Annotated in this window: 19 protein-coding genes and 1 pseudogene; 11 read left to right on the top strand and 9 right to left on the bottom strand. The window is 43.6% G+C overall.

Annotated elements, in window-relative coordinates; genetic code table 11:
• Nucleotides 1–169: 169 nt before the first annotated feature.
• Genes ACP7AE_RS08210 through ACP7AE_RS08200 form a run of 3 tightly spaced genes read right to left on the bottom strand, consistent with a single transcriptional unit; the run spans nt 170 to nt 3,791 of the window.
• Nucleotides 170–952: an SDR family NAD(P)-dependent oxidoreductase gene (locus ACP7AE_RS08210; RefSeq protein WP_426242434.1), complete on the bottom strand. Its 783-nt coding sequence runs from the start codon at nt 950–952 to the stop codon at nt 170–172.
• Nucleotides 953–961: 9 nt separating this feature from the next.
• On the bottom strand, nt 962–1,963 hold the full coding sequence (locus tag ACP7AE_RS08205; protein WP_426242432.1) for an NADP-dependent oxidoreductase: 1,002 nt from the start codon (nt 1,961–1,963) through the stop codon (nt 962–964).
• Between the two features lie 22 nt (nt 1,964–1,985).
• Nucleotides 1,986–3,791 (bottom strand): acyl-CoA dehydrogenase, encoded by a 1,806-nt coding sequence (locus tag ACP7AE_RS08200; protein WP_426242430.1) that lies wholly within the window; start codon nt 3,789–3,791, stop codon nt 1,986–1,988.
• A gap of 182 nt (nt 3,792–3,973) precedes the next feature.
• On the opposite strand from ACP7AE_RS08200, the gene ACP7AE_RS08195 reads away from it, so the two are divergent.
• Nucleotides 3,974–4,996, top strand: a complete 1,023-nt coding sequence (locus ACP7AE_RS08195) for a GlxA family transcriptional regulator (protein WP_201540293.1) — start codon at nt 3,974–3,976, stop codon at nt 4,994–4,996.
• A gap of 47 nt (nt 4,997–5,043) precedes the next feature.
• Here ACP7AE_RS08195 and ACP7AE_RS08190 read toward each other — a convergent pair whose 3' ends face one another.
• Entirely contained in the window at nt 5,044–6,309 is a 1,266-nt protein-coding gene (locus tag ACP7AE_RS08190; protein ID WP_426242427.1) for an LD-carboxypeptidase, read from the bottom strand.
• A gap of 254 nt (nt 6,310–6,563) precedes the next feature.
• Here ACP7AE_RS08190 and ACP7AE_RS08185 point away from each other — a divergent pair, with 254 nt between their 5' ends.
• Complete coding sequence (locus ACP7AE_RS08185; RefSeq protein WP_201540291.1) at nt 6,564–6,962, top strand: YkvA family protein; 399 nt, start codon at nt 6,564–6,566, stop codon at nt 6,960–6,962.
• 123 nt (nt 6,963–7,085) lie between these two features.
• On the opposite strand, the gene ACP7AE_RS08180 is transcribed toward ACP7AE_RS08185, so the two are convergent.
• Entirely contained in the window at nt 7,086–7,391 is a 306-nt protein-coding gene (locus tag ACP7AE_RS08180; protein WP_045445540.1) for a hypothetical protein, read from the bottom strand.
• Between the two features lie 91 nt (nt 7,392–7,482).
• Entirely contained in the window at nt 7,483–8,037 is a 555-nt protein-coding gene (locus tag ACP7AE_RS08175; RefSeq protein WP_095849322.1) for a hypothetical protein, read from the bottom strand.
• A gap of 424 nt (nt 8,038–8,461) precedes the next feature.
• On the opposite strand from ACP7AE_RS08175, the gene dnaQ reads away from it, so the two are divergent.
• From dnaQ to ACP7AE_RS08130, 9 genes are all read left to right on the top strand, one after another.
• A complete protein-coding gene (gene dnaQ, locus ACP7AE_RS08170) occupies nt 8,462–10,078 on the top strand; it encodes a DNA polymerase III subunit epsilon (protein ID WP_426242425.1) in 1,617 nt (538 codons plus the stop codon).
• A 160-nt stretch (nt 10,079–10,238) separates the two neighbouring features.
• Nucleotides 10,239–11,921: a hypothetical protein gene (locus ACP7AE_RS08165; protein WP_426242423.1), complete on the top strand. Its 1,683-nt coding sequence runs from the start codon at nt 10,239–10,241 to the stop codon at nt 11,919–11,921.
• Nucleotides 11,922–12,170: 249 nt separating this feature from the next.
• Nucleotides 12,171–13,196, top strand: a complete 1,026-nt coding sequence (gene nudC / locus ACP7AE_RS08160) for an NAD(+) diphosphatase (RefSeq protein WP_426242421.1) — start codon at nt 12,171–12,173, stop codon at nt 13,194–13,196.
• A 144-nt stretch (nt 13,197–13,340) separates the two neighbouring features.
• Complete coding sequence (locus ACP7AE_RS08155) at nt 13,341–14,189, top strand: RnfABCDGE type electron transport complex subunit B (protein ID WP_055123943.1); 849 nt, start codon at nt 13,341–13,343, stop codon at nt 14,187–14,189.
• Nucleotides 14,190–14,296: 107 nt separating this feature from the next.
• Nucleotides 14,297–14,992, top strand: coding sequence for an endonuclease III (nth, locus tag ACP7AE_RS08150; RefSeq protein WP_426242419.1), 696 nt, complete (start codon nt 14,297–14,299; stop codon nt 14,990–14,992).
• 325 nt (nt 14,993–15,317) lie between these two features.
• Nucleotides 15,318–15,914: a DJ-1/PfpI family protein gene (locus ACP7AE_RS08145; protein ID WP_426242417.1), complete on the top strand. Its 597-nt coding sequence runs from the start codon at nt 15,318–15,320 to the stop codon at nt 15,912–15,914.
• A 162-nt stretch (nt 15,915–16,076) separates the two neighbouring features.
• Nucleotides 16,077–17,243, top strand: a complete 1,167-nt coding sequence (gene metK / locus ACP7AE_RS08140) for a methionine adenosyltransferase (RefSeq protein ID WP_201540284.1) — start codon at nt 16,077–16,079, stop codon at nt 17,241–17,243.
• Nucleotides 17,244–17,315: 72 nt separating this feature from the next.
• Entirely contained in the window at nt 17,316–17,687 is a 372-nt protein-coding gene (locus ACP7AE_RS08135) for a DUF3144 domain-containing protein (RefSeq protein WP_426242414.1), read from the top strand.
• Nucleotides 17,688–17,920: 233 nt separating this feature from the next.
• Nucleotides 17,921–18,253, top strand: a complete 333-nt coding sequence (locus tag ACP7AE_RS08130; RefSeq protein ID WP_201540283.1) for a hypothetical protein — start codon at nt 17,921–17,923, stop codon at nt 18,251–18,253.
• Between the two features lie 137 nt (nt 18,254–18,390).
• Here ACP7AE_RS08130 and ACP7AE_RS08125 read toward each other — a convergent pair.
• The 3 genes and pseudogenes from ACP7AE_RS08125 to ACP7AE_RS08115 form a co-directional block, all read right to left on the bottom strand.
• Nucleotides 18,391–20,051: pseudogene (locus ACP7AE_RS08125) on the bottom strand (BCCT family transporter).
• A gap of 236 nt (nt 20,052–20,287) precedes the next feature.
• A complete protein-coding gene (locus ACP7AE_RS08120) occupies nt 20,288–21,937 on the bottom strand; it encodes a BCCT family transporter (RefSeq protein WP_201539868.1) in 1,650 nt (549 codons plus the stop codon).
• 176 nt (nt 21,938–22,113) lie between these two features.
• Nucleotides 22,114–23,367: a PQQ-dependent sugar dehydrogenase gene (locus tag ACP7AE_RS08115; RefSeq protein WP_426242412.1), complete on the bottom strand. Its 1,254-nt coding sequence runs from the start codon at nt 23,365–23,367 to the stop codon at nt 22,114–22,116.
• Nucleotides 23,368–23,456 lie beyond the last annotated feature (89 nt).

The raw sequence follows: 23,456 nt of genomic DNA, 5'->3' as shown, positions 1-23,456 counted from the left end.
TTCCTTATATTTTTATCAACTTTATATTTTCTATCATTCTTGAGCGCTGAATTCATCTATCCAAAACAGGCGTCTAAAATTGGATAACTAAACGCAGATAATCGCTGTCATGTCTAACAGCGATTATCGAGCACTAATAAATTGCATAATGAGCGCTCAATTGTCATAGTTACGCCAGCATACCACCATCGAGTGTAAAGGCATGACCATTCATAAAACTGCTTTCATCACTAGCCAGCCAAGCAATCGCGCCTGACACTTCGTTCACGTCTCCCAAACGGCGCATTGGACTGGCCTTAATCGTTGCTTGCTGCGTACGCTCGTCCATGGTCGCCATGGTATTTCGTACCATTGGCGTATCAATGAAGCTTGGGCATACCGCGTTAAAACGAATATTGACACGGGCATATTCATGAGCAGCAGATTTGGTCAGCCCCATGACGCCATGCTTGGCAGCGCTATAAGCTGTCAGCAGTGGTGCTGAACGCAAACCTGCAATCGAGGCCACATTAATCACATGACCGCCGCCATTGGGCGCCATACAAGTAACAGCAGCGCGCATACAATGCCAGACGCCTTTTAGATTAACGGCGATATTACGATCAAAGTCATCATCGCTCAACTCATGCATTGGCGAAGGCTTGTGGTCGATACCAGCGTTACTTACCACCACATCTAAACCGCCAAGCGTGTCCATAGCAAAAGCAAATAAAGCACGTACTTCATCACCACTGGTCACGTCTACTTTTTTGAAGACGATGCTATTACCAGCATCTTGACCTTGCTTGGCAACCGCAGCACCCATCTCTTCTGCCATATCACCAATCACAACTTTCGCACCGCGACTGGCGAGCAATAACGCACTTGCTGCACCGATACCTGAGGCACCGCCCGTGATCAAAATTCGTTTGCCCGTTACATCTGATGCAATTCCGTTTGTATTCAGTGTCATGATCTATCCCTATACCTTAAGTACTAGTTTGCCGAAGTTTTCACCGTTAAAGAGCATCATCAAGGTATCTGGGAACGTCTCGATACCTTCAACGATATGGTCTTTCACTTTCATATCACCTGACTGAATCCAGCCAGCAATGTCTTTCATGGCGACTGGATATTCTTTGATATTGTCAAAGACAACGATGCCTTCCATGCGGGCACGGTTGACCAATAATGACAAATAGTTCGATGGACCTCTGACTTCTGTGGTGTTGTTATACTGACTAATCGCACCGCAAATGACGATACGCGCATGCAGGTTTATTTGTGTGAGCACGTCATTCAGGATATCACCGCCTACGTTGTCAAAGTACACATCGACGCCATCAGGACAAGTTTTCTTCAATGCTTTTTTCACATCTTCGTTTTTGTAGTCAATCGTTGCATCGAACCCAAGCTCATCGACTAAGAATTTACATTTCTCAGCACCGCCTGCGATACCAACGACACGGCAACCTTTGATCTTGGCGATTTGACCAACCAAACTACCAACGGCACCAGCTGCGCCAGAGACGACCACAGTCTCGCCCGCTTTTGGCTGACCTGTTTTTAGCAGACCAAAATACCCTGTCATACCTGGCATACCGAGCACGCCCAAGTAATAAGACAATGGCGCCAGTTTTGGATCAACTTTATACAGATTGGCGCCATCACTGACGGCATAGGACTGCACGCCATCGTGACCTGCGACATAGTCACCAACCGCAAATTTCTCATGTTTGCTTTCAATCACTTCGCCTACAGTGCCAGCGCGCATGACGTCACCAATCTGAACTGGTGCAATATAAGATTTGGCATCGTTCAACCAACCACGCATCGCCGGATCGATAGAGATATACTCAACCTTAATCAGTAACTGACCATCAGTGATAGTCGGGATTTCCATCTCGGTATAATCCCAAGTCTCGGCACTAGGCTCGCCTACCGGTCTTGCTTTTAATCGCCACTGTTTATTCATTTTTGTCATGTCTCTTTCCTTAGAGTTGCCCTTAGAACCATTCTGTTTGCATATCAGTGCAAACCGAGTTGGTGTTGGTTAATAATTCGATATCGCGTTTAACTAATGGTAGTTCCCAATCGATAAAATATTTTGCCGCTTGTATCTTGCCTTTATAAAAATTCTGTTGCTCAGCATCTTGTGTCGTGCTTAGCAGCTGCTCAGCCTTACTCGCTTGACGAATCCAAATCCAGCTCAGCACAATTGAGGCAAAGATATTCATCAGTGCTTGCGCGTTGCCTGTCAACGTGATGGCTTTTTCTGTTTGCAGGATTTTGCTTAAATGCACCAATACTTCATGCAAGTGACCCATGTAAGGCATCAATTTACCTGCTAATTGAGCCGTTTCTGGTGTAGTGATATTTTCCAAATCTTGTGTGATTTCACGCTTTAGGATTTGAATACCTAACCCACCTTTTTGCCACAACTTACGAAATGACAAATCCAATGCCTGCACACCATTTGTGCCTTCATGGATAGGATTCAGGCGATTGTCACGCCAAAACTGCTCGGCTTGATATTCACGTGTATAACCTGCACCGCCCAATACTTGAATACCCAAATCATTAGCTTTTGGCCCATACTCAGACGGCCATGCTTTAAGTACTGGCGTGAGCAGGTCTAATAACTCTGTTAGCTCATTTTTTAACGTTTCGTCTTCACAAGTATTGATACGGTCAATCAAGTTTGAGCCATATAGGCATAATGAAATGCCACCTTCAGAGTAGGCTTTTTGCGCCAATAGCATGCGCTTTACATCACCATGATTAATGATTGCAGTTGCCGCATCTTCAGGTTTGTTGTTTGGAGCGATTCTACCTTGCGTTCTGTCTTTGGCATAATCAAGTGAATACTGATAACCGCGATAGCCGACCATCGACGCGCCAAAACCGACAGCGATGCGCGCTTCATTCATCATTTTGAACATATAGCGTAGGCCGAAATGCTCTTCACCGATCAGATAACCATGGCACTCGCCCTCATCACCGAAGCTCAATGCCGTCGACGTCGTGCCTCTATAGCCCAGCTTATGAATGAGTCCTGTTAAATGTACATCGTTGCATTCGCCGACCGATGCATCCTCGTTTAAGCGATACTTGGGTACCGCAAATAAAGAGATACCTTTGACACCACCTGGACCACCTGGCACTTTGGCCAATACGAGATGGACGATATTGTCAGACAGCTCGTGATCACCGCCTGAGATATAAATTTTGCTGCCTTTGACGCGGTAAGAGCCATCGTCTTGTTTTACCGCAGTGGTTTTGATATCAGCAAGTGACGAACCTGCATGTGGCTCTGTTAATGCCATCGTTCCGGTGAATTCACCTGTCAGCATGCGCGGCATAAAGGCAGCTTTAATCTCGTCACTGGCAAAGTGTGAAATTACATTAATTGCAGCAGTGGTCAAAAATGGATAAGCAGTGGTTGAGGGATTGGCAGCCATAAAATAACCTGCCACGGCTGTCATCACTGTCTCAGGCAACTGCATTCCGCCATCTTCAAAACTATAACGACCTGCGATAAACCCTGACTCACGGAATGCATCAAAAGCGACTTTTACATCACTTATCATGCTGACTTTTTTGCCATCAAACTGTGGCTCATTCTTGTCTGCTACGTGGTTATGCGGCAAAAATAACTGGGTCGCAATTTTATTGGCTGTATCCAGTACTGCGTCAAACGTTTCGCGGCTATGCTCTGCAAACTTAGCATGCTTGGTTAAATTTTCAGTGCCCAATACATCATATAATTGGAACGGTAACTCAAAGTCATTGATAAGCGTATCTGCTGCCATAGTATTCTCGTTAACTGATTAAATTTGGTTATCAATCGATATTAAGCTAATTTAACGTCTTACCGTATTGTCATTTATGACATAATTATGGTCAAATATGACATAAATAGCGTTTATATTTCGAGAGTTCAGATAAAAATTTGATATTTTCGGTTTTAGAATTAAAAGAAGGATAGACACCTATGCCCTATTTCAAACCGTTTAAAGTCATCATTATCGGATTCGATGGTGTGCTCGGTAGCGCATTGACAGGCGCATTAGATTTATTTTCATTTACGGGTGTCAGTTGGCAGCGATTTTTAGATGAGCCAGTAGAACCACGGTTCAATGTGCAGATAGCAAGCGTTGGTGGCATAGATATCAGATGTAGCAACCGCTTAATCATGCAAGCACATTGCGATATTCAGGACGTGGCGGAATGCGACTTGCTATTGATTCCGACGATTGGTGATTCAATCGATAAGGCACTGAGCCAAAATGCAGATTTGATACCCCATCTAACGCGGTTGGCAGACACCAAATCAGATATGGCCAGCAACTGTAGTGGTGCTTTTTTTTTGGCAAAGGCAGGATTATTAGATCATAAAATCGCCACCACGCACTGGGGTTACGCCAGTAAATTCAAGGCAGATTTTCCACTCGTTGACTTACAGGAAAACCAGTTTGTCACTCATTCAAAGAACAAGTCAGAGAGCCAATCGGGTAATATATTTTGTGCGGCGGGTGGTAGTGCATTTTTTGACTTAGGACTGTTATTGATAGAGCGCTATTGTGGACATGAGATTTCTACACAAGTGGCCAAAACCCAAATTATCGATAGCAAGAGAGGCAGTCAGAACAGCTATACCAATGTGACCTTGCACAAACCCCATTCAGACCAACTGATCAAGCAGGTACAAGAATTCATTGAGGAAAATTTTTATCAGACTATTCAGGTGAGCGGATTGGCTGCCATGGTCAATATCACGCCGCGTACTTTAAACAGACGCTTTCAGTCTGCTGTTGCTATGCGCCCGATTGAGTATATTCAGGCCGTCAGAATTGAGCAGGCAAAACGCCTGCTAGAGTTAGGAGATGTGACCATAAAATCGCTTGCCGAGCAAGTTGGCTATGATGACATCTCTTCGTTCACACGCCTATTCAAACGCGCGACAGAGCTAACCCCCAAAGAATATCAAGATAAGTTTTCGCGGTTAGCGATTTAGTCATGGCAATGCATAGTAGTTAGAGATTAGTGCTTAATGTTTAGCGTTTAAGCAGTTTGCCATAACCCTTCTACTTGGATAGCATCAGCCTTGATGGTTGGGTAATCTGTAAATGCTAGCTGGTAGCCGCCATCGGTATTAGGCGTCAGCTGACAAGTCGCTCCGAGTGGAAAGCTGTGTTTTTGTCCAATATGACCAAAACGCATGCCGCTATAAATCGGTAATCCTGTCAGCTGATGCAATTGACGAATCACCGTAGCCACATCATAACGCTTGTCATAACTGTCCTCTCCTGCAGCAGACAGTGCCCCAAATACAATCGCTTGCTGATTTTTAAAGACACCTGCGAGATATAAGTCATATAACATGCGCTCAATACGATAAGGTTGCTCGCCCACATCTTCTAAGAATACAATACCGCCATCAATGCGCGGCAAGTACTCACTACCTGCCAGCGCCGATACCACGCTTAGATTGCCGCCCCACATCGTGCCAGTGATGGTTTTTGGCTCACTACTTGTCAAAATGCTTGGGAGTTTCTGACTGGTTAGTGCCGCGTCTGATATATTAATAACCAGATTAGGATTGGTGAGCGCTTCAACAAACTGTCGACAGCTGACTTCATCAGGTTTGGTCTTGCCAAATTCACTATAAAGCATCGGCGCCGTAAGCGAGCTCATATCACCCTTTGCCAGTAGCGCGCACTGAATAGCGGTCACATCACTGAAACCTGCGAGTATCGTGCCTCGCCCCTGCATAATACGACCTAGCGTCGACCAATCAACCATCGGCAATATGCGCATGGCACCGTAGCCACCGCGCACACCCAGCAGCAATTTGGGCGCTGCGATAGCACCCGTCGCGATGTTTTGCAGGTCACTCGCTCGCTGCGAATCCGTACCAGCAAAACGCAGATACTGCCGATTGGTAATCGTAGGATTATTGACTTTAAAACCTGCACAGGCCACACGATCTAATGCCAATTGGGTGCGGTCACCACTACCACCAACGTTGGAGCTAGCGAACAGTCGTGTCTCAATCGTAGGTGTGATACAAGTGGTCTGTATGAATGGCGTCTGCTCGTTTAATGATTCTGTTGGTAAATCGTCCTTAGTAAGCTGGGTGCTGCCATTAGGCTCGATAGAACTGGTGGCCCAAACCTGAGAGATACTTTGGCTTGCTAATGCAGCAGTACCCGCACTGACACCTACTCGACGCAAAAACTGCCTACGGCTTAGCCCAGATGTTGTTTTAATCGCTGTATGCTCATTTTTGTTTCTATCATCTGTTAATAACTGACTCTTGAAAACCATCTCTCTCTGCCACCTTATCATTTTTATTTTAATATACTTTTGCATCATCTTTATTTTTGCAGTCTACTTGCTTAAACCGCACAGCAGCATATTGTAAACGCTTTTTTGGCGATGATAGTTGCCCAACCCTTGCCACTATTTAATTTTTCGCGATGCTAGCCATGATACATACCAAAAACCTAGCCGTATTGGCACATTCCGCGACTTTGTTGTAGTATGAGAATACCGATTTCGGTTAAATAAGGATAATAATAATGGCTGAGAAAGCGACTGATAAACAGAAAAAAGAGGACATATTGGATACTGATTTAGAGTACCTCATCAACGAAGAAGAAAAACTGCAAGAAAAGCTAAAAGACAGTAGCCATCTTGAGCGTTTTGCCAAAGATTTGATGCTATTCATGAGCTTGATTAAAGACTACTATCAAGGAAACTATCGCGATATTCCCTACAAGACCATTTCAGCAGGTGTGGTTGGACTGCTATATACTCTCAACCCAATCGATATCATTCCAGATTTCATACCTTTTATCGGTCATATTGACGATGCGCTAGTCCTCACCTTTTGCTTGAAGTTGGTCGAAAAAGATTTGCAAAAATATCAAACTTGGAAGAAAAAACAAACCGCTACTGACTTAAAGAAAAACAAGTAACTTTGTACAAGCTAGCATCCTGAAATGATCGTTATAAAAAATGATCGTTATAAAAAGCCACGACTGACAATCAATGTATCAGCCGTGGCTTTTTTATTCATTAATAGCAATTATTTATGTGAGTTAATCTGGAACATCATAACGCGCTTTTTCTGGATTGAGACCGAACGAATAGACAAAGGTTGCAACGAGGCTATTGATAATAATAAACGGCAAATCGATAGCAGCATGCCCAAGCGCATAGCGACCAATCAGCCACGAAACAATCAGCATAATAATAAAGAAACCGCCTAAGTACGCCAAAATTGCAGGATGCTTTAGATTATAAGGTTGCTCAGGTTCAGGCTTCTTATCAAGTACATAGGTTCTGATTGCCCAACCAGCCGCATAAGAAAATCCGCCCAATACCACGTAACTAAAAAAATTCATATTGCTTAACTCTAATGACATATGGTTTATAGCAAAACACTGTTTAAAACAAAACTATCGATCATAAATTCTGTTTATGAGCCGTGCTTGTTTAGAGGCTCTCATTAACATTATCAATCACAATATTGGCATGTGGATTGGCTAAAATATCGGTATTAACATCATCACACTCGACACGATAGATGGTATTGGCACCGCGATAAATATAGGATAAGTATTCACTATCTAAGAGTGGATCGATATTGGCATAGGCAGGCTTCACATGAGCCAGTACTAGCACTCGATCAGGACGCCCAATGACCGCATCGACATTGTCAGGGTCAATAGAGAAAAACTGCGGAATTTCGCTATTTTCAATCACTTCTAGCGGCTCAGCGTCATCCCAAACGCGCTTCGCACTTGCCGGCTCTTTCATCTGCATCACCCACGAGCCATCCTGTTGACTCACTTTTATTTGGGCAGGCTCGTCATGACTAACCGTGTAACAACCTTCAAAAATCGATAAGTCTGTCGCCGCTTCGACCATTCCAGTATCAGCTTGAATGTTGCTATCGTTGCAAGCACTTAAAAATAGTGCGCTGCTCACCGCTATGCCGACTGGTAAGCGCATCAGCCTTTTATAAAAAATGTTTGAGCGTAAGGACATAATAGGGTTATCCTGCATTCATGCATTAAACTTTTATGAAAATTGTCTTTAAAAAAACTATCTTTAAACAGTGATGACGACAATCTTAATGTTAACGTGATTTTCTAGGGCATGTTTTCATCAACTATTGGCACTGTCGAATGATTTGCGCTACTAATTGACGCCAGCAAACTGCTGTTTTTTCTGCTGCGTAGTCAATACCGTTTGATATTGTGTCGCAACACAAGTCATTTTAACAGAAAATAGCAAGGTTACTATTATGATCTGTGCTTTTGGCGACTTTGTGCATTACGATTGCCCACATCAACGATAGATTTGTTATACTCATTCCCAAAATATAATGGAAGCGCTGGTGTAAAAACAACGCTGGCAAAATCCCTCCAACCCTCCCTATGTTTATCAATTTTTAGGTCAATAATTTTTTATGTCAGACAATCGCACCTCAGCGCAGCCATTCAACACCAGTAACGCGATGAATCCGTTGGCCGCCAAATCAAACACCACCGTGGCCTATACGGACGGTGCCTGTAAAGGCAATCCGGGCGCTGGTGGCTGGGGCGCACATCTCATTTTTAGTGATGGACGTACACAAGATTTGTACGGCGGTGATAAAGAGACCACCAATAATCGCATGGAGTTGATGGGCGCAATACAAGCACTAACCCATAGCCCGCATGAGCACAACCTCGAGATTTGGACAGACTCAAGCTATGTCAAAAAAGGCATCACCGAATGGATAGAGGGTTGGAAAAAAAGAGGCTGGAAAACGGCAAGTAAAAAACCCGTCGCCAATCAAGACCTTTGGCAGCAATTAGACAAGCTATGCCAGCAGCGCGATGTTGACTGGCATTGGGTCAAAGGTCACGCAGGACATGCAGGCAATGAAAAAGCGGACGAGCTGGCAAACTTGGGCGTGACGTCCAGCAGTGAAGAATTATCGAGCATAGAGCCGCAAGACACAGCTAAAAAAAAAGGGCAAATAATGCCTAATACAGCGCAAAATGCTGCTCACGATGACTGGCTAAGTTTCGATCCACTGGGTCTGGATATGACAGATGATGAGCTTGACGAAGATGTCATAGACACTGATAACGATACAAACTCTGCCGATGATATGATGAGTAAAGGTGCTGTAATAGAAGCCGATCGCTATCAGCATAATGCTAGCAAACCAATGAGTAAAATAGAGATGCCGGAAACCCAAACGTCTATGACTGATGCGACGATAAATGGTCATGTGCCCGCTACCGTTACTGGCATAGAAGAAGCTAATACACCAAAATTCGACGGCGACACCAGTCGTGCCAATCCGTATTTCATACCGCTGCTGCCCAAACCTATCCATCGTCATGAGTCTGATCGCCAGCTCATTATGGATACTGAAACCACAGGCCTTGATCCCTTAAAAGGCGACCGTATTATCGAAGTCGGTATCGTGGAGATGATCGGGCGTAAATTTACGGGTGAAAAGCTCCACGTTTATATCAATCCACAACGCGGCATGGATGATGAAGTCATTCGTATCCATGGTATTTCTGAGGCATTTTTGACCGACAAGCCTACCTTTGATCAAGTTGCTCAGTCGCTCTATGATTTTATGGACGGCGCAGAAATCATCGCTCATAACGCCACCTTTGATATGAACTTCTTAAACATGGAGTTTGCCAAAGTTGGTATGAACGACTTTGCCGAGCGCGTACAAGTGACTGACTCGCTGGTCATGGCAAAGCAGCAATATCCTGGGCAAAAAAACACCCTAGATGCTTTAGTGCGTCGCCTAAATGTGGGAAAGCAAGATCGTACTTTTCATGGCGCCTTACTTGATTCAGAGATTTTAGCAGAAGTTTATCTGGCGATGACAGGTGGACAGGTTACACTCGCCATCGAAGAAGACACGCAAACAGATGGTGGGCAGACAGCACACGCCAGTTTTGCCAATTTAGCGTCTTTATTGCTAGAGTCATCTATGGATGAAAATACCAACCAAGAGTGGTATGCCGCGCTCGCAGAAGCGTATCCTGAGTTAAAAGCCAATATGTAGTCGCCGTATAAGCTGATGATATCAATCTTTGAGCAATAACATTTGTATAATATAGGCTTGATTATTGTTATATTAAGCGTTAAAACATCACCAGCAAGTGCTTTTTCGATCATCATTTAAACCATCGCCATTCTCATCAGTACATTATGGAAAAACACCTATGAACCAGTCTGCGCAAATGAAGTTAACGGCCCCAACGCTTAGTGTTACTGATTTCAATCTACCATCGCTACATTTGTTGCATGATGAGATCATCGTAACCTTAAAAGATACTGAGATTCATCTGAGTGAATTTAATGATGATAATAGTCAAGCCCCTTTATTATTAGATTCTATCACTGTGCTAAAGCAGCTGTCTTGCATTTTTGAACTGATATCTTTGGTTGGTGCAGAGGCTTTGAATACCGCTATTGTCAATGGTTTACAGCGCCTCTATGATAATGGTGATAATAACGATACCAGCTTGATTATGGACTTATCAGAAGCCATTATGACATTGGATCGCTATATCGAGTTTGTGCTTTTGACAGAGTCGGTAGAGCCAACCTTGTTACTGCCTGTTATCAATAAACTCAATGCTCACGGGCAAGAAACCCCTATCACAGCAGACTATTTTGCAGCCTTTGGTAGCAGTAGTGTCATCATTGCCAACCCTGAACAGAACTTCCAACCACTTGACGAGCTTAACCTAGACACTGAACTACTAACTTATGCTTATCGTAGTGGTCTTGGAGTCGCTCTGCTCAATCAAGATGGCAACGTTAGCCCAGACGATCAGCAGAAACTTGACGCCATGAGTGCAGCGTGTGCTTTGATAGCATCAAACACCAGCAGTCTATTTTGGCAAGCGGCCACCGCAGCTGTCACTGGCATTGCCACGATATTACCGCTAAATCTGAGTCAAAAACACACACTGATTTATTTAGAGCAGCAATTCCAAAGCTACTTGCCTGTGATGGACAAACGGTTTGCTGATTTGGTCAGTTTTGCTTGCCAGCGTGACAGTGATGCGGCGCAACGACTGCGTGAGCAATACGCCAGCAACCACTTGGAAAGCGCGCAACTTGAGCAAATGAAACGTTTCTTATTCGGTCCTAATCGCGCGCTGACCGATACGCTGAACACCATCATTCAGACCCAAATTAATACTATCAAAGAAAATGTGGATAGCTACGCACGCGGTGATTCATTGAACCCTGTCGATATGCAAACCGCGCAGATCATCAAAGAGCTAACAGAATTGAGCTCAGCGTTACGCTTGCTTGGTTTATCAAATGCAGCCAATAGTCTCAGCATAGCAGCAGAAGCTGTTAGTCATTGGCAAACGCCCTCGCCTGATGATTTTGATCACTTGCTGTTGGCATTAATGCATGCGGAAAACGCCACCATTGCAATGGCAGAAATGCACACACCAGGAGCCATCTATTTGCCACTGAATAACCCGCATATCTCTTTACATCAGCTCAATACGGCTAATGATACTTTGATACAAGAAAGTCGTTCCGCTATTGCCAGTGCAGAACAAGCCATTAACGATTATCTGGCTGAGCCAGAGCGCGATATGCTCAATATCCAGAATATACCTGAGATGATGCGCCAAGTGGCAGGGGCTGTGCGCTTCTTACAGCTGCCAACACCTGCCAGCATGCTCAGTCAATTGGCCAATTATCTTCAGCAACGTATCGAAGGTGGACAACGCATTGAAGACAGTACGCTTGCCTGTATCGCTGATGTCATTATGGCCGTCGATCATCATCTAGATGGTTTTGAGCACAATCGTCCGGTCAGCAAACAAGCATTAGATGTGGGACAGCAGAGCTTGAGCCATTTACTCGCAGCCTAATTTTTATCACGCTTAAGCACTAAAATGATATTTAAATGGCGGCTTTGCTGCCATAGCCCTTCATTTATATATAGTCGATCCCATATAAGCTAGATACAAGCAAGGTGAGTGAAAGCACTACGAATAGTAGTGCTAAGCGAGCCTGACTGACACCGTATCCGAATGATATAGGATTGACTTTAATTCAATTAAAAAAAGTCTGTATCAACACTGATGCGTACTGACCGTAACCGGTTTGGAATTTTACCTATGACCAGCGCTTTTGTATTTAGTGATGATACTGTTTTATGCCGCCAGCTACCTAATGGATGGTGGCCGGTGCAGCTTGAATTACCCCCATCCGCTACACATTCAGACGAGGAAACCCAGCTTGCTTATCAAGTTGGTCATGTCACGCTACTCGAAAGCCTAGCACCGCGTCACTGGTCGCCTGATGTCAATCCTACTAGCGCGAGTGTAGATGCTCTGAAGTATGCCGATATTTTAGAAAGTTCCGATACTCTAGAAAGTGCTGACAGTTCGATTAATACTCCCCACACCTTTACTGCGCAAGCGGCTAGCGCCATTACTTATGACTATGCAATTGCACATCACATGGTATTGCCTATCATCGCTGAGGGCAGCGGCAATGCGTTTGTTCCTTACCGCCAGCTGATTACTCAGTTGCCCGTGGCTTTGTCCGATCAGCTTAGCCAAGCGATACAGTTATTGCGCTGGCAAACAGATACACAGTTTTGTAGTCGCTGTGCTGCCCCAACCATTCATGCCAAACGAGATGAGCGTGCGATGGTCTGTCCAGTGTGCCGATTGCGCCAATACCCACGTGTACAACCCTGTGTCATCACGGCTATTACTCGCCCGAATCCGCAAACTGGTGAAATGCAGATTTTGCTAGCCCATCATCATCGTTATGGACAGCAAAAAACAGCGCCTCATTTATTACAGTCGCCACAACCGTTACTATACGGTTTGATTGCAGGCTTTGTAGAAGTGGGTGAAAGCCTAGAACACGCGGTGGTGCGCGAAGTGGCAGAAGAGGTGAATATCAGCCTATCAGATATTCGGTACGTCAGCAGTCAGCCATGGCCGTTTCCCTCTAATTTAATGCTAGGCTTTCGCGCGTCTTATGCAGCTGGCGAAATTGTTATCCAAGAAGATGAGCTGTCGCACGCCGATTTTTTTGATCTATCAAATTTGCCAAAAATACCCTCAAAAGGTAGCATTGCTTACGAGCTGATTGCACAAATTGCCAATGAGCAAGGTATTTTACTTTAATCTATAATATCAATGCAGCATTTATCAATATCGTTATTATCCTATTATTCTAATGTCAGCGCTCAGAGCACACTTAGCACTTAGCACTTAGCACTTAGCACTTAGCACTTAGCACTTAGCACTGATATTAAGGTTTTAAAGCATATGCAAAGCACCACTAGTAAAAATAGCACCCATATCCGTCTCACCAATTTGCCAATCTTGTTCGACACTTTGGATATAGAGCGCTTACCTGCGGACATACAAGCGAAAATCTCATATATTGATGCTTGTTTACCGCAAACACAATGTGGGCTGTGCGAGCACCCAGATGGCTGCTTACCCTATGCCGCTGCTATCGTGCTAGACAATGAGCCATACAACAAATGTGTACCCGGTGGTCAACCCGTTACCAATGCTATCGCTCAAATTATTAATATAGATAGTCATGAAGCGATACTTAGCGCTGCGCCTTCTCAGTGGCCAATAGATGCGACCTCTGAACGTCCGACTGAGGTACGTGCGGTGATCCGTGAAGATGATTGTATCGGCTGCACCAAATGTATACCTGCCTGCCCAGTCGATGCTATTGTCGGTACTGGTAAGCACATGCATACTATCTTTACGGATTTATGCACCGGCTGCGAGCTTTGCATCGCTCCTTGTCCAGTCGACTGTATCGACTTGGTCACTGTTGAACGGGAGCTATCTAGCTCTGAACGTACCACAGAGCAAGAAGATTTAAGACAGCGCTATCATACTCATTTAAGACGCGTCACCGAGCAGCTGGCTGATAGTAGCAATAGTAGACCTGTGGTCAGCATGGTTGAAGCAAAATTGAACAATGCCGCTAGTCAATCGTTGAATATCAGCGAAGCGCAGGCAAAAAATACTATTGCCGCAGCGAAGCTTCGTAGTAAAATTAAAAAGCTAGAAAAACAGCTAAGTGTCCGTCCAAATGAGAGCAAACAAGTAGAGCTTGACGCGTTGCAAGTAGAGTTAAGTCAGCTTTAATAGCGTAATTATCATTTGTTAGACAGTCCAACATCGCTAAAATGAATTTATTCCGATATCTTGTATCAGTTATTAACTATCAATAGCCAAAAAATAGTAAGAATACTATGAGTAAAACCGTCAAGCACAAAACTGCCGATACCCCGCCATCGCGGCGAATGCCCAATCGTAATGTGCGTCCATTTTTTGAGAAACTGGCAGCGACGATTGATGAGCCGGTTACGGAATTGAATTATAAGAGTAATTTTGAGCTGCTGATCGCGGTCATCTTGTCTGCGCAGGCGACGGATGTGAGCGTCAATATTGCCACCAAGCAATTATATCCCGTAGCAAATACACCTGAAGCAATCTTGGCATTGGGTGAAGACGGTCTAAAATCTTATATCAAAAATATTGGCTTATATAATGCCAAAGCCAAAAACGTCATCAAAACTTGCCATGATTTAATTGAGAAATTTAATAGCACCGTCCCTGATAACCGCAAAGATTTAGAATCACTCGCTGGCGTTGGGCGTAAAACTGCCAATGTGGTGTTAAATACCGCTTTTGGTCAGCCAACCATGGCGGTCGACACTCATATCTTTCGGGTAGGTAATCGTACGGGACTTGCCACTGGCAAGAACGTCTTGATCGTCGAAAATAAGCTGGTCGAGCGTATCCCAGATGACTTCATCGTGGATGCGCATCATTATCTTATATTACACGGGCGCTATACCTGCCAAGCACGTACACCCAAATGCGGGGCGTGTCCTGTTTATGACGAATGTATGTTTAAAGACAAAGCCAAGTTTTTGGAGCTATAATTTTTAGAACGATCACTTTTAGAACGACAACTGCTCTAGGGCGTGTCCTAAATTCAATCAATTACTTTCTAAATGGGCTAAAAATAGCTAAATTTTGCCAAACATCGTCAAACAGCTTCTTAATATCTCGATATTATGTGCGCTATTTTCCTTGTTTGACGGCAATTTATCTCATTTTTATCACCATTTTTAAAATGAGGACACGCCCTAGTTATAAAAGGTTTAATTTATCTACTTTATATAAATAAAACCTGAATAGCGTGGTTAAAAAAGCAGTAGACGCCCACTTACTTTTGTAAACATTATTTAAAAATCAGGAAGCCAGATGCAGACACTGACCGCGCTATTATTCGATGATTTCGAGACTTTAGATCTATTTGGACCTATCGAGATGTTTGGCTGCTTACCTGAGCATTATCGTCTGCAATTTTCCTCCTTAAACGGCGGCATTATCCATAGTAAGCATGGCGTTGCGATGCAAACAGTCGCTGTCAGCGAGTTAGCGCATCAGACTGATATCTTGTTGATGGTTGGCGGCATGGGTACTCGCCAGCAAATCAATCACCGACCATTTTTGCAGACGTTAATAACCTTGGTTGACCATGCTGATTGGGTACTTAGCGTTTGTACGGGTAGCGCATTGTTGGCTAAGGCTGGCGTCTTAGATGACAAGCGCGCAACGTCTAATAAGCTGTCATGGCAATGGGTGATAGCGCAATCTGACAAAGTCTATTGGGCAGAGCAAGCACGCTGGATTGTTGACGGCAAATTTTATACGTCCTCAGGTGTCAGTGCAGGTATGGACATGGCGCTTGGTTTCATCGCCGACAGACATGACATCGATACAGCGCGCCAGATCGCTCACTATACCGAATATCGCTGGCAAGAAAATAGCGAAATTGATGACTTTTACCATGGTTAATCCATGCCTAGTTACTTCTTAGTATTATCCATCGCTAGAGTTTTACCTCGATACACGGTAAAATGTGCTAATTTTTTTATTCGTTTTCGCCTTTTATTTTTATATACATTTAATAATGACTGAGTTCGTAGAATACAGTCCCTGCAATTAAGCGATCCCATTATGCGTGAATACAACTTATTTACCTCAGAATCTGTGAGCGAAGGTCATCCTGATAAAATGGCTGACCAAATATCAGATGCCATCCTTGACGCCATCTTACGTGAAGATTTGCATGCACGCGTGGCATGCGAAACCTTGGTTAAAACAGGTGCTGTGATACTAGCAGGTGAAGTCACCACGACGGCAAATATCGACGTTGAGCGTATCGTGCGTGATACCGTAAACGGCATTGGTTATCACCACTCAGATTTGGGCTTTGATGGCGAAACATGTGCGGTCATCAACATGCTCGGCAAACAATCTCCTGAAATCGCTCAAGGTGTCGATCGTAGCGACCCTGAAGAGCAAGGCGCAGGTGACCAAGGTCTTATGTTTGGCTATGCCAGCAATGAAACTGATGTCTTGATGCCAGCCCCTATCGAATTTGCTCACCGCTTGATGGAACGCCAATCTGAGCTGCGCCGTGCAGGCGAGTTGCCGTGGTTGCGTCCAGATGCCAAAGCACAAGTGACCTTAAGATATGATGGTAGCAAGCCTGTTGCCATTGATGCCGTGGTTCTATCAACGCAACACGATCCAAGTATCTCGCAAAAAGACCTGCAAGAAGCAATAATGGAATCTATCATCAAACAAGTATTGCCTGCTGAATTATTGCATGCTGGCACGCGCTATCATATCAACCCAACGGGTAAGTTTGTGATTGGCGGTCCTGTTGGTGATGCTGGATTGACAGGTCGTAAAATCATTGTTGATACGTATGGCGGTATGGCGCGTCATGGCGGCGGTGCATTCAGTGGTAAAGATCCATCAAAAGTAGATCGCAGTGCTGCATATGCCGTACGTTATGTGGCTAAGAATATCGTTGCGGCAGGACTTGCTGAGCGCTGTGAAATACAGGTTAGCTATGCCATTGGTGTCGCTGAACCAACCTCTATCTCGGTCAATACTTTTGGTACGAATAAAATCAGCAATGATGAAATCATCCGTCTGATTCGCACCCATTTTGATCTGCGCCCTTATGGCATTACCCGTATGCTAAACTTATTACAACCAATGTATCAGCAAACGGCGACTTTTGGTCATTTTGGTCGTCCTGGCTCTGAAACTGCCTTTACATGGGAAAAAATAGACAAAGCTGAAATCTTGAAAGCAGACGCTGGTTTGTAAAAATATCACGTTACATCCCTTAAAAACCCTCTTTATAAATTTAAAATTACCGACACTTATTAGGAGTCGCTTATGTCTCAAGACAATATGCAAGACAGCAACATTCAAGAAAGCAATGTTGATGTTAACATTGAGATTACCCCTGAAATGCAAGCATTTTATCAACGTGCTGATGCCATTATTGGTATCGCAAATAGTCAGTTGGGTTCTGAAGCGCATTCAGGACAAGTAGGTGCATCACTACTTTATGCAGCCGCACGTTATAGCGCATCTGTCGCCTCTATCGGCTTTGTCAAAGGCGATGACTTTGCCAAAGAAAAAGATGATATCGTTGAATTTTATGTCAAACAATATCGCCAAATGCTGAGCGACAACCTGACTGATTATGCGCAGAACTTTGATAAATATGTTCAGCTTAATCAAGATGACAAAGCTGCCAAATAGTTCTATCGCCTTTAGCTGGCATTTATAAAACGGCTAGCATTTATAAAATTGATAGTAATAATTCTTAAACCCAAGCTTAATCATAAGCTTGGGTTTTTTTATTAATCATGATTTGGTAGATGACTGCTGATAAATAGGCTACTATCAATTAAAACCACCTTGTTCATCACATGGTTGCAACCAGCTATCGATAACAGGGACTTACCGAACACTATTTATAAGGACATATGATTATGAACCACTTATTCAAATCATGGCGATCATGCCTGTCATTATTAGGGTTATCAGTCACTATTGCCTTAGCTGGCTGTAATAACATCCAAAGCATCGATACGCCTGACACCGCCCCTATTCATAGCACTGGGCACAGCCAACAGAACAGCGATAACCCTTTTATCAAGTGCCCACCTTACAACCCTGAGCAAACGATGTGCACCGCGCAATATGATCCTGTGTGTGTCAAAGTAAAAACCAGCTCAGGATTTAGTTATCGCACTGCGGGCAACTCATGTTCGGCATGTGGCACAACGGCGGCAGTAGGTTATGTCAAAGGACAGTGCTCATAACCTTGCTTTATAACTTTGGCTTCATAACTTTGTGTAAATACTTTATATCAAACTAAAAAAGACAATTAAATCATATAAAAAAGCACCCGCTTAATCATAGGCGGGTGCTTTTTTATGATCTTTTAGATCGATAAAATCTAACCTTCAGGTTTTTCAATATCAGGTGGACCTGTCAGCAAATCTTCATCACGAAACTCATTGGCCGAATTATGCTCTGCTGACTCTTCGGTGACAAACCATTGCTGGTTGCGATACAGTATCAAACGATCTCGACTCAAGCCGCGTAATAATGAGTACATCATAACGACTATCACAATCGCAAAAGGGAAACCTGACACAATTGAAGCCGCTTGTAGCGCACTCAAGCCACCTGCTGCTAATAGTACGGCAGCGATAACACCCTCTGTACCTGCCCAAAATAGGCGCTGAATTTTTGGTGGATTGGCATCGCCACCTGAGGTCAACATATCAATCACAAAACTGGCCGAATCCGATGACGTGACAAACCAAAGCACAATCATCACTACGATAAGCAAGTTCAAAGCTGACGTAAATGGATAAGATTCCATCAGCTTAAAGATGGCACTGCCAGTATCTGCTTGGACAGCCTCAATCAAGCCAGGACTGATGAGGTTGGGATCAGCGGCTGCCATTAATTCCATATTAACGGCTGAACCACCGAAAGCGGTGAACCATAAGAACAAAATAGTAATAGGAATTAATAACACCCCTAAGATAAACTCACGAATGGTTCGACCACGAGAGATACGAGCCACAAACACACCAACGAAAGGCGACCAGCTTATCCACCATGCCCAATAGAAAATCGTCCATGATGCCTGCCAGTTTTCTTGACCATCATACGATTCTGTCCAAAGACCTAATGGCACAATTTGATGTAAATAATTGCCAATATTTTCTATAAAGCTATTAAAGATAAACTGGGTCGGGCCTAAAATAATCACAAAACTGAGCAATATCACAGTAAATAATATATTGGTATCACTTAAGCGCTTAATCCCTTTATCTAGCCCCATAAATAGAGACAGACCTGCCAACATAGTGATTAAGGCAATCAAAATAATTTGCACTGTAATATTATTGGGTATGCCAAATAACGTCTCAAGACCTGAGTTAATTTGCAATACCCCAAGACCTAAAGTGGTCACTACTCCAAACATCGTACCGAATACCGCTAATGTATCTACCGTATGACCCCAGCCACCATAGATCTTTTTGCCCAATATAGGATATAGTGTCGAACGAATAGCCAGCGGTAAGCCCACTCGGTAATGGAAATAAGCCAATGACAACGCGACCATGCCATAGAGCGCCCACACATGCAAACCATAGTGCAAGAACGAGATATTCATCGCTTGCTTGGCGGCAGCTACTGTTTTGTTTCAGCTTCTCCTAGCGGCGGCGCCATAAAATGATACAAAGGTTCAGCCGTACCCCAATAGAGCAGGCCAATACCGATACCTGCTGAAAATAGCATGCCGATCCAAGATACTAGATTGTATTCTGGTTTCTCATTTTGATGACCAAGCCTGATATCGCCATAACAACTAAATATCATGTAAATACTCATCACCAACGTTAAGTTGACCACCACAATAAAGAACCAGCCAAAACGCAAAGACACGAATGCTTTGGCATGACCAAATAACAATTCTGCTTGCTCATTAAAAAGAGCACCAAAAATAATGAACACAAGAATTAATAACGCTGAAGTTAAAAACACAGGTTTACTTACCCGCGGAAAAGGGCCTAAGCGGCCAACTTTTACATGATCCATTTAGTCATCTCAATTTTTGAAGGGGCTCACCTTAACAAGATACTGCACAACTATCAAATCGAATCAGACACTTTATAACCTTGCTATTGGTCAACAAATAAAAAAATCCTAAGATAACGATGCATCTTAGGATTTCAAATCACAATTATTATATTGTATTTTTACGTAAAAAAAGAAGAAGCTAACTGCCTGATTCATTTCATAAAAACAGTATTAAAGCTGATATATATAATCTGCTAATCACCTTTCACGATTTTAGGCGGTCCTTTTAACAAGTGCTCATCAGCAAACTCATTGGCTGAGTTATGATCTGCGGATTCTTCGGTGATAAAGTGCTGCTGAGCGCGATACAGTATCAAACGATCTCGGCTTAAGCCACGAAGTAACGCATACATCATGACAAATATCACTAAAGCAAATGGCAGTCCAGCCACAATAGCGGCGGCTTGCAATGCGCCTAATCCGCCTGCTGCTAACAATATAGCGGCAATCAAACCTTCCATAGTCGCCCAAAATAAACGTTGAATCTTAGGTGGGTTGGTATCGCCGCCCGCCGTCAACATATCAATGACGAAACTTGCTGAATCCGATGAAGTTACGAACCATAAAACAATCATAATAACGATGAGCAAGGTAATTGGTTTCGCGAATGGATAATACTCAACCAGCTTGAAAATAGCGCTACCCGTATCTGCTTGCACCGCTTCTACCAATCCTGGACTAGCCATAGCAGGATCAAGCGCCGCTAAAAGCTCCATATGGATAGCGACACCACCGAAAGTGGTGAACCAGAAAAACAAAATCAGCATTGGAATCAATAAGACACCCAATACGAACTCACGAATGGTACGACCGCGACTGATGCGAGCGATAAATACGCCGACAAACGGTGCCCAACTTACCCACCACGCCCAATAGAATATCGTCCAACCACTCTGCCAATCCGTATTACTATAAGCCTCGCCCCATGTTGATAACGGAATCATGGCAACGACATAATTACCAATATTTTCTATAAAACTATCAAAAATAAATAAGGTTGGTCCTAAGATGACCATAAAGGCCAAGAGCACACCTGTAAAACCCATATTAATGTCACTTAGGCGCTTGATACCTTTATCAAGACCAAGCATCAATGAGCCACATGCCAATGCGGTCACAAAGGCAATAATAATAAACTGTACGGTTAAAGAATTTGGTATACCGAATAAATTTTCAAGACCTGAATTGATCTGCATAACCCCTAGACCTAAGGAAGTTACCACACCAAACATCGTGCCGAACACGGCTAGAATATCCACCGTATGACCCCAGCGACCATATATTTTCTCGCCTAATAACGGGTATAGCGTCGAGCGAATCGACAATGGCAGTCCACGGCGAAAGTGGAAGTAAGCCAGCGCCAATGCCACAATGGTATAAATCGCCCAAGCATGTAGTCCCCAATGTAAAAATGAGATACTCATGGCTTGCTTGGCGGCTTCTATTGTTTCCGCCTCACCGAGTGGTGGTGCCATAAAGTGATACAAGGGCTCAGCCGTCCCCCAATATACCAGTCCAATACCGATACCAGCAGAGAACAACATCCCTATCCAAGAAAACAAACTGTACTGCGGTTTTTCTGTTTGTTGACCTAAACGGATGTCACCATAACGGCTCGCTGCTAGATAAATACAGAATACCAGCGCAACGTTCATTAATATAACAAACATCCAGCCGAACTTATCTGTAATAAAATTCTGCAAAAAGCTAAATAACACACCAGCGGTTTCAGTAAAGAAAGCACCAAAGATAATAAATCCAATAATAAGTAGCGCTGAAGTAATAAACACAGGTTTACTTACCCGTGGAAAAGGGCCTAACCTGCCAACTTTTACATGATCCATTTGTTTGTTAGCCTTAGTTTTTTAGGAAGAATACCTTAACAAGATACCTCTCAACTATCAAATCTAATTAGCTATTTACGTTTTTCTTATTGACAGAAATAGACCAAAACCATTTAGCAGCCCAACCTACAATAGTGCAAACGCTTGGAAAGTTGAAGAGCAATAGCTACTAATCACTACTGCGGAATCAATTGTAATAAGCCACTATTATCGCCATCTTCTAATACCCAAACTTGTCCATCTACATTTAACACACTACGAATACGCTCGCCCATATCATAGCGATAGCGCTCAGTCGCGTGGCTATTTTCATCAAAATCGACGACTATCAGCGCTTTAGAGGATAAGCCACTAATGAGCGCATTACCTTGCCACGCTGGGAAATCATTATATTTACCAGCGTTATAAATACTTATCGATGATGGTGATATCACTGGCGTCCAACTAATTTTGGGCGGCGTAAACTCAGGACGTGTCTCATGGTCAGGAATATCAGTGCCTGTATAGTTACGCCCATTTGATACGATTGGCCAGCCGTAGTTATGACCTTTTTCAATGAGATTAAATTCATCACCGCCCCGTGGTCCCATCTCATGCGCCCAAAGCCTACCTTTTTCATCGAACGCCATACCCAATACATTACGATGTCCTATACTCCAAAACTGTGCGGCAATGTCATTGCTATTATCTACAAAAGGGTTATCTGCTGGCACTGAGCCATCAAGATTTAACCTAATAATTTTGCCCAAATTGACGCTCATATCCTGTGCTGGTGTTTTTTCTTGGCGCTCGCCTGAACTGATATATAAATATTTTCCGTCAGGCGAGAAAAGCAAGCGATGACTATAATGCCCCTGCCCTTTTACTTTCGGTATTTGCTCCCAAATGGGCGTAAGATCCTGCAAACGTGGCGTGGCTATATCCAATCCTATTAATGTCGCTTTGATAACTTTAGCACCAAATTTATTATTATCAGTGCCATTCCCTGCTTCAACGTAGCTCATATAGACATGATTAGAAGTAGCAAAATCTGGCGCAAGAACGATATCGCCAAGACCACCTTGCCCACCATAAGCCACTTTCGGTATACCACTGATGGTTGTCTTCGCACCTGTTGCCGTATCAACAATGAATAACTCGCCTGTCTTTTGGGTGACAAGTAATTTAGGGGGCTCATTATTAATGGTAGGTAATGCTGTTATTGCCCAAGGTTCATCAAACGTGGCAATTTTTTTGGTGATAAAGGCGGGTTTTTCGGTACTTGCTAGCGATTCACTAGCAGAGGCTTGCCCTTCTTTATAGTCTGTCAGGTCTTCATGGGTATTGACGGCAGTTTGATTGGAGCAAGCGGGAGCACTAAACAGCAGTGCGCTGATCATTATCGGTAACATTAATGGCGTGCTTAGGTGCTGCATACTGATGATCGTCATTTTGTCGTCTCCGTAACTGTTGATGTCTTATTCCTAGTGTTTAGTTTTTAGTGCTTAGTTTATTTATAACATAGTCAAAGCACCCAAAC

Source organism: Psychrobacter sp. TWP2-1-2, assembly GCF_049896785.1.
In the GTDB taxonomy this organism is placed as follows: Bacteria; Pseudomonadota; Gammaproteobacteria; order Pseudomonadales; family Moraxellaceae; genus Psychrobacter.
The sequence above is the reverse complement of the archived record's forward strand: the minus strand, read 5'-3'. Positions and strand labels throughout refer to the sequence as shown.

Bases quoted from the DNA above. Each gene is read 5' to 3' on its own strand.
- ACP7AE_RS08210 (WP_426242434.1), bottom strand. From the start codon at position 952: ATGACACTGAATACAAACGGAATTGCATCAGATGTAACGGGCAAACGA.
- ACP7AE_RS08205 (WP_426242432.1), bottom strand. From the start codon at position 1,963: ATGACAAAAATGAATAAACAGTGGCGATTAAAAGCAAGACCGGTAGGC.
- ACP7AE_RS08200 (WP_426242430.1), bottom strand. From the start codon at position 3,791: ATGGCAGCAGATACGCTTATCAATGACTTTGAGTTACCGTTCCAATTA.
- ACP7AE_RS08195 (WP_201540293.1), top strand. From the start codon at position 3,974: ATGCCCTATTTCAAACCGTTTAAAGTCATCATTATCGGATTCGATGGT.
- ACP7AE_RS08190 (WP_426242427.1), bottom strand. From the start codon at position 6,309: ATGGTTTTCAAGAGTCAGTTATTAACAGATGATAGAAACAAAAATGAG.
- ACP7AE_RS08185 (WP_201540291.1), top strand. From the start codon at position 6,564: ATGGCTGAGAAAGCGACTGATAAACAGAAAAAAGAGGACATATTGGAT.
- ACP7AE_RS08180 (WP_045445540.1), bottom strand. From the start codon at position 7,391: ATGAATTTTTTTAGTTACGTGGTATTGGGCGGATTTTCTTATGCGGCT.
- ACP7AE_RS08175 (WP_095849322.1), bottom strand. From the start codon at position 8,037: ATGTCCTTACGCTCAAACATTTTTTATAAAAGGCTGATGCGCTTACCA.
- dnaQ (WP_426242425.1), top strand. From the start codon at position 8,462: ATGTCAGACAATCGCACCTCAGCGCAGCCATTCAACACCAGTAACGCG.
- ACP7AE_RS08165 (WP_426242423.1), top strand. From the start codon at position 10,239: ATGAACCAGTCTGCGCAAATGAAGTTAACGGCCCCAACGCTTAGTGTT.
- nudC (WP_426242421.1), top strand. From the start codon at position 12,171: ATGACCAGCGCTTTTGTATTTAGTGATGATACTGTTTTATGCCGCCAG.
- ACP7AE_RS08155 (WP_055123943.1), top strand. From the start codon at position 13,341: ATGCAAAGCACCACTAGTAAAAATAGCACCCATATCCGTCTCACCAAT.
- nth (WP_426242419.1), top strand. From the start codon at position 14,297: ATGAGTAAAACCGTCAAGCACAAAACTGCCGATACCCCGCCATCGCGG.
- ACP7AE_RS08145 (WP_426242417.1), top strand. From the start codon at position 15,318: ATGCAGACACTGACCGCGCTATTATTCGATGATTTCGAGACTTTAGAT.
- metK (WP_201540284.1), top strand. From the start codon at position 16,077: ATGCGTGAATACAACTTATTTACCTCAGAATCTGTGAGCGAAGGTCAT.
- ACP7AE_RS08135 (WP_426242414.1), top strand. From the start codon at position 17,316: ATGTCTCAAGACAATATGCAAGACAGCAACATTCAAGAAAGCAATGTT.
- ACP7AE_RS08130 (WP_201540283.1), top strand. From the start codon at position 17,921: ATGAACCACTTATTCAAATCATGGCGATCATGCCTGTCATTATTAGGG.
- ACP7AE_RS08120 (WP_201539868.1), bottom strand. From the start codon at position 21,937: ATGGATCATGTAAAAGTTGGCAGGTTAGGCCCTTTTCCACGGGTAAGT.
- ACP7AE_RS08115 (WP_426242412.1), bottom strand. From the start codon at position 23,367: ATGACGATCATCAGTATGCAGCACCTAAGCACGCCATTAATGTTACCG.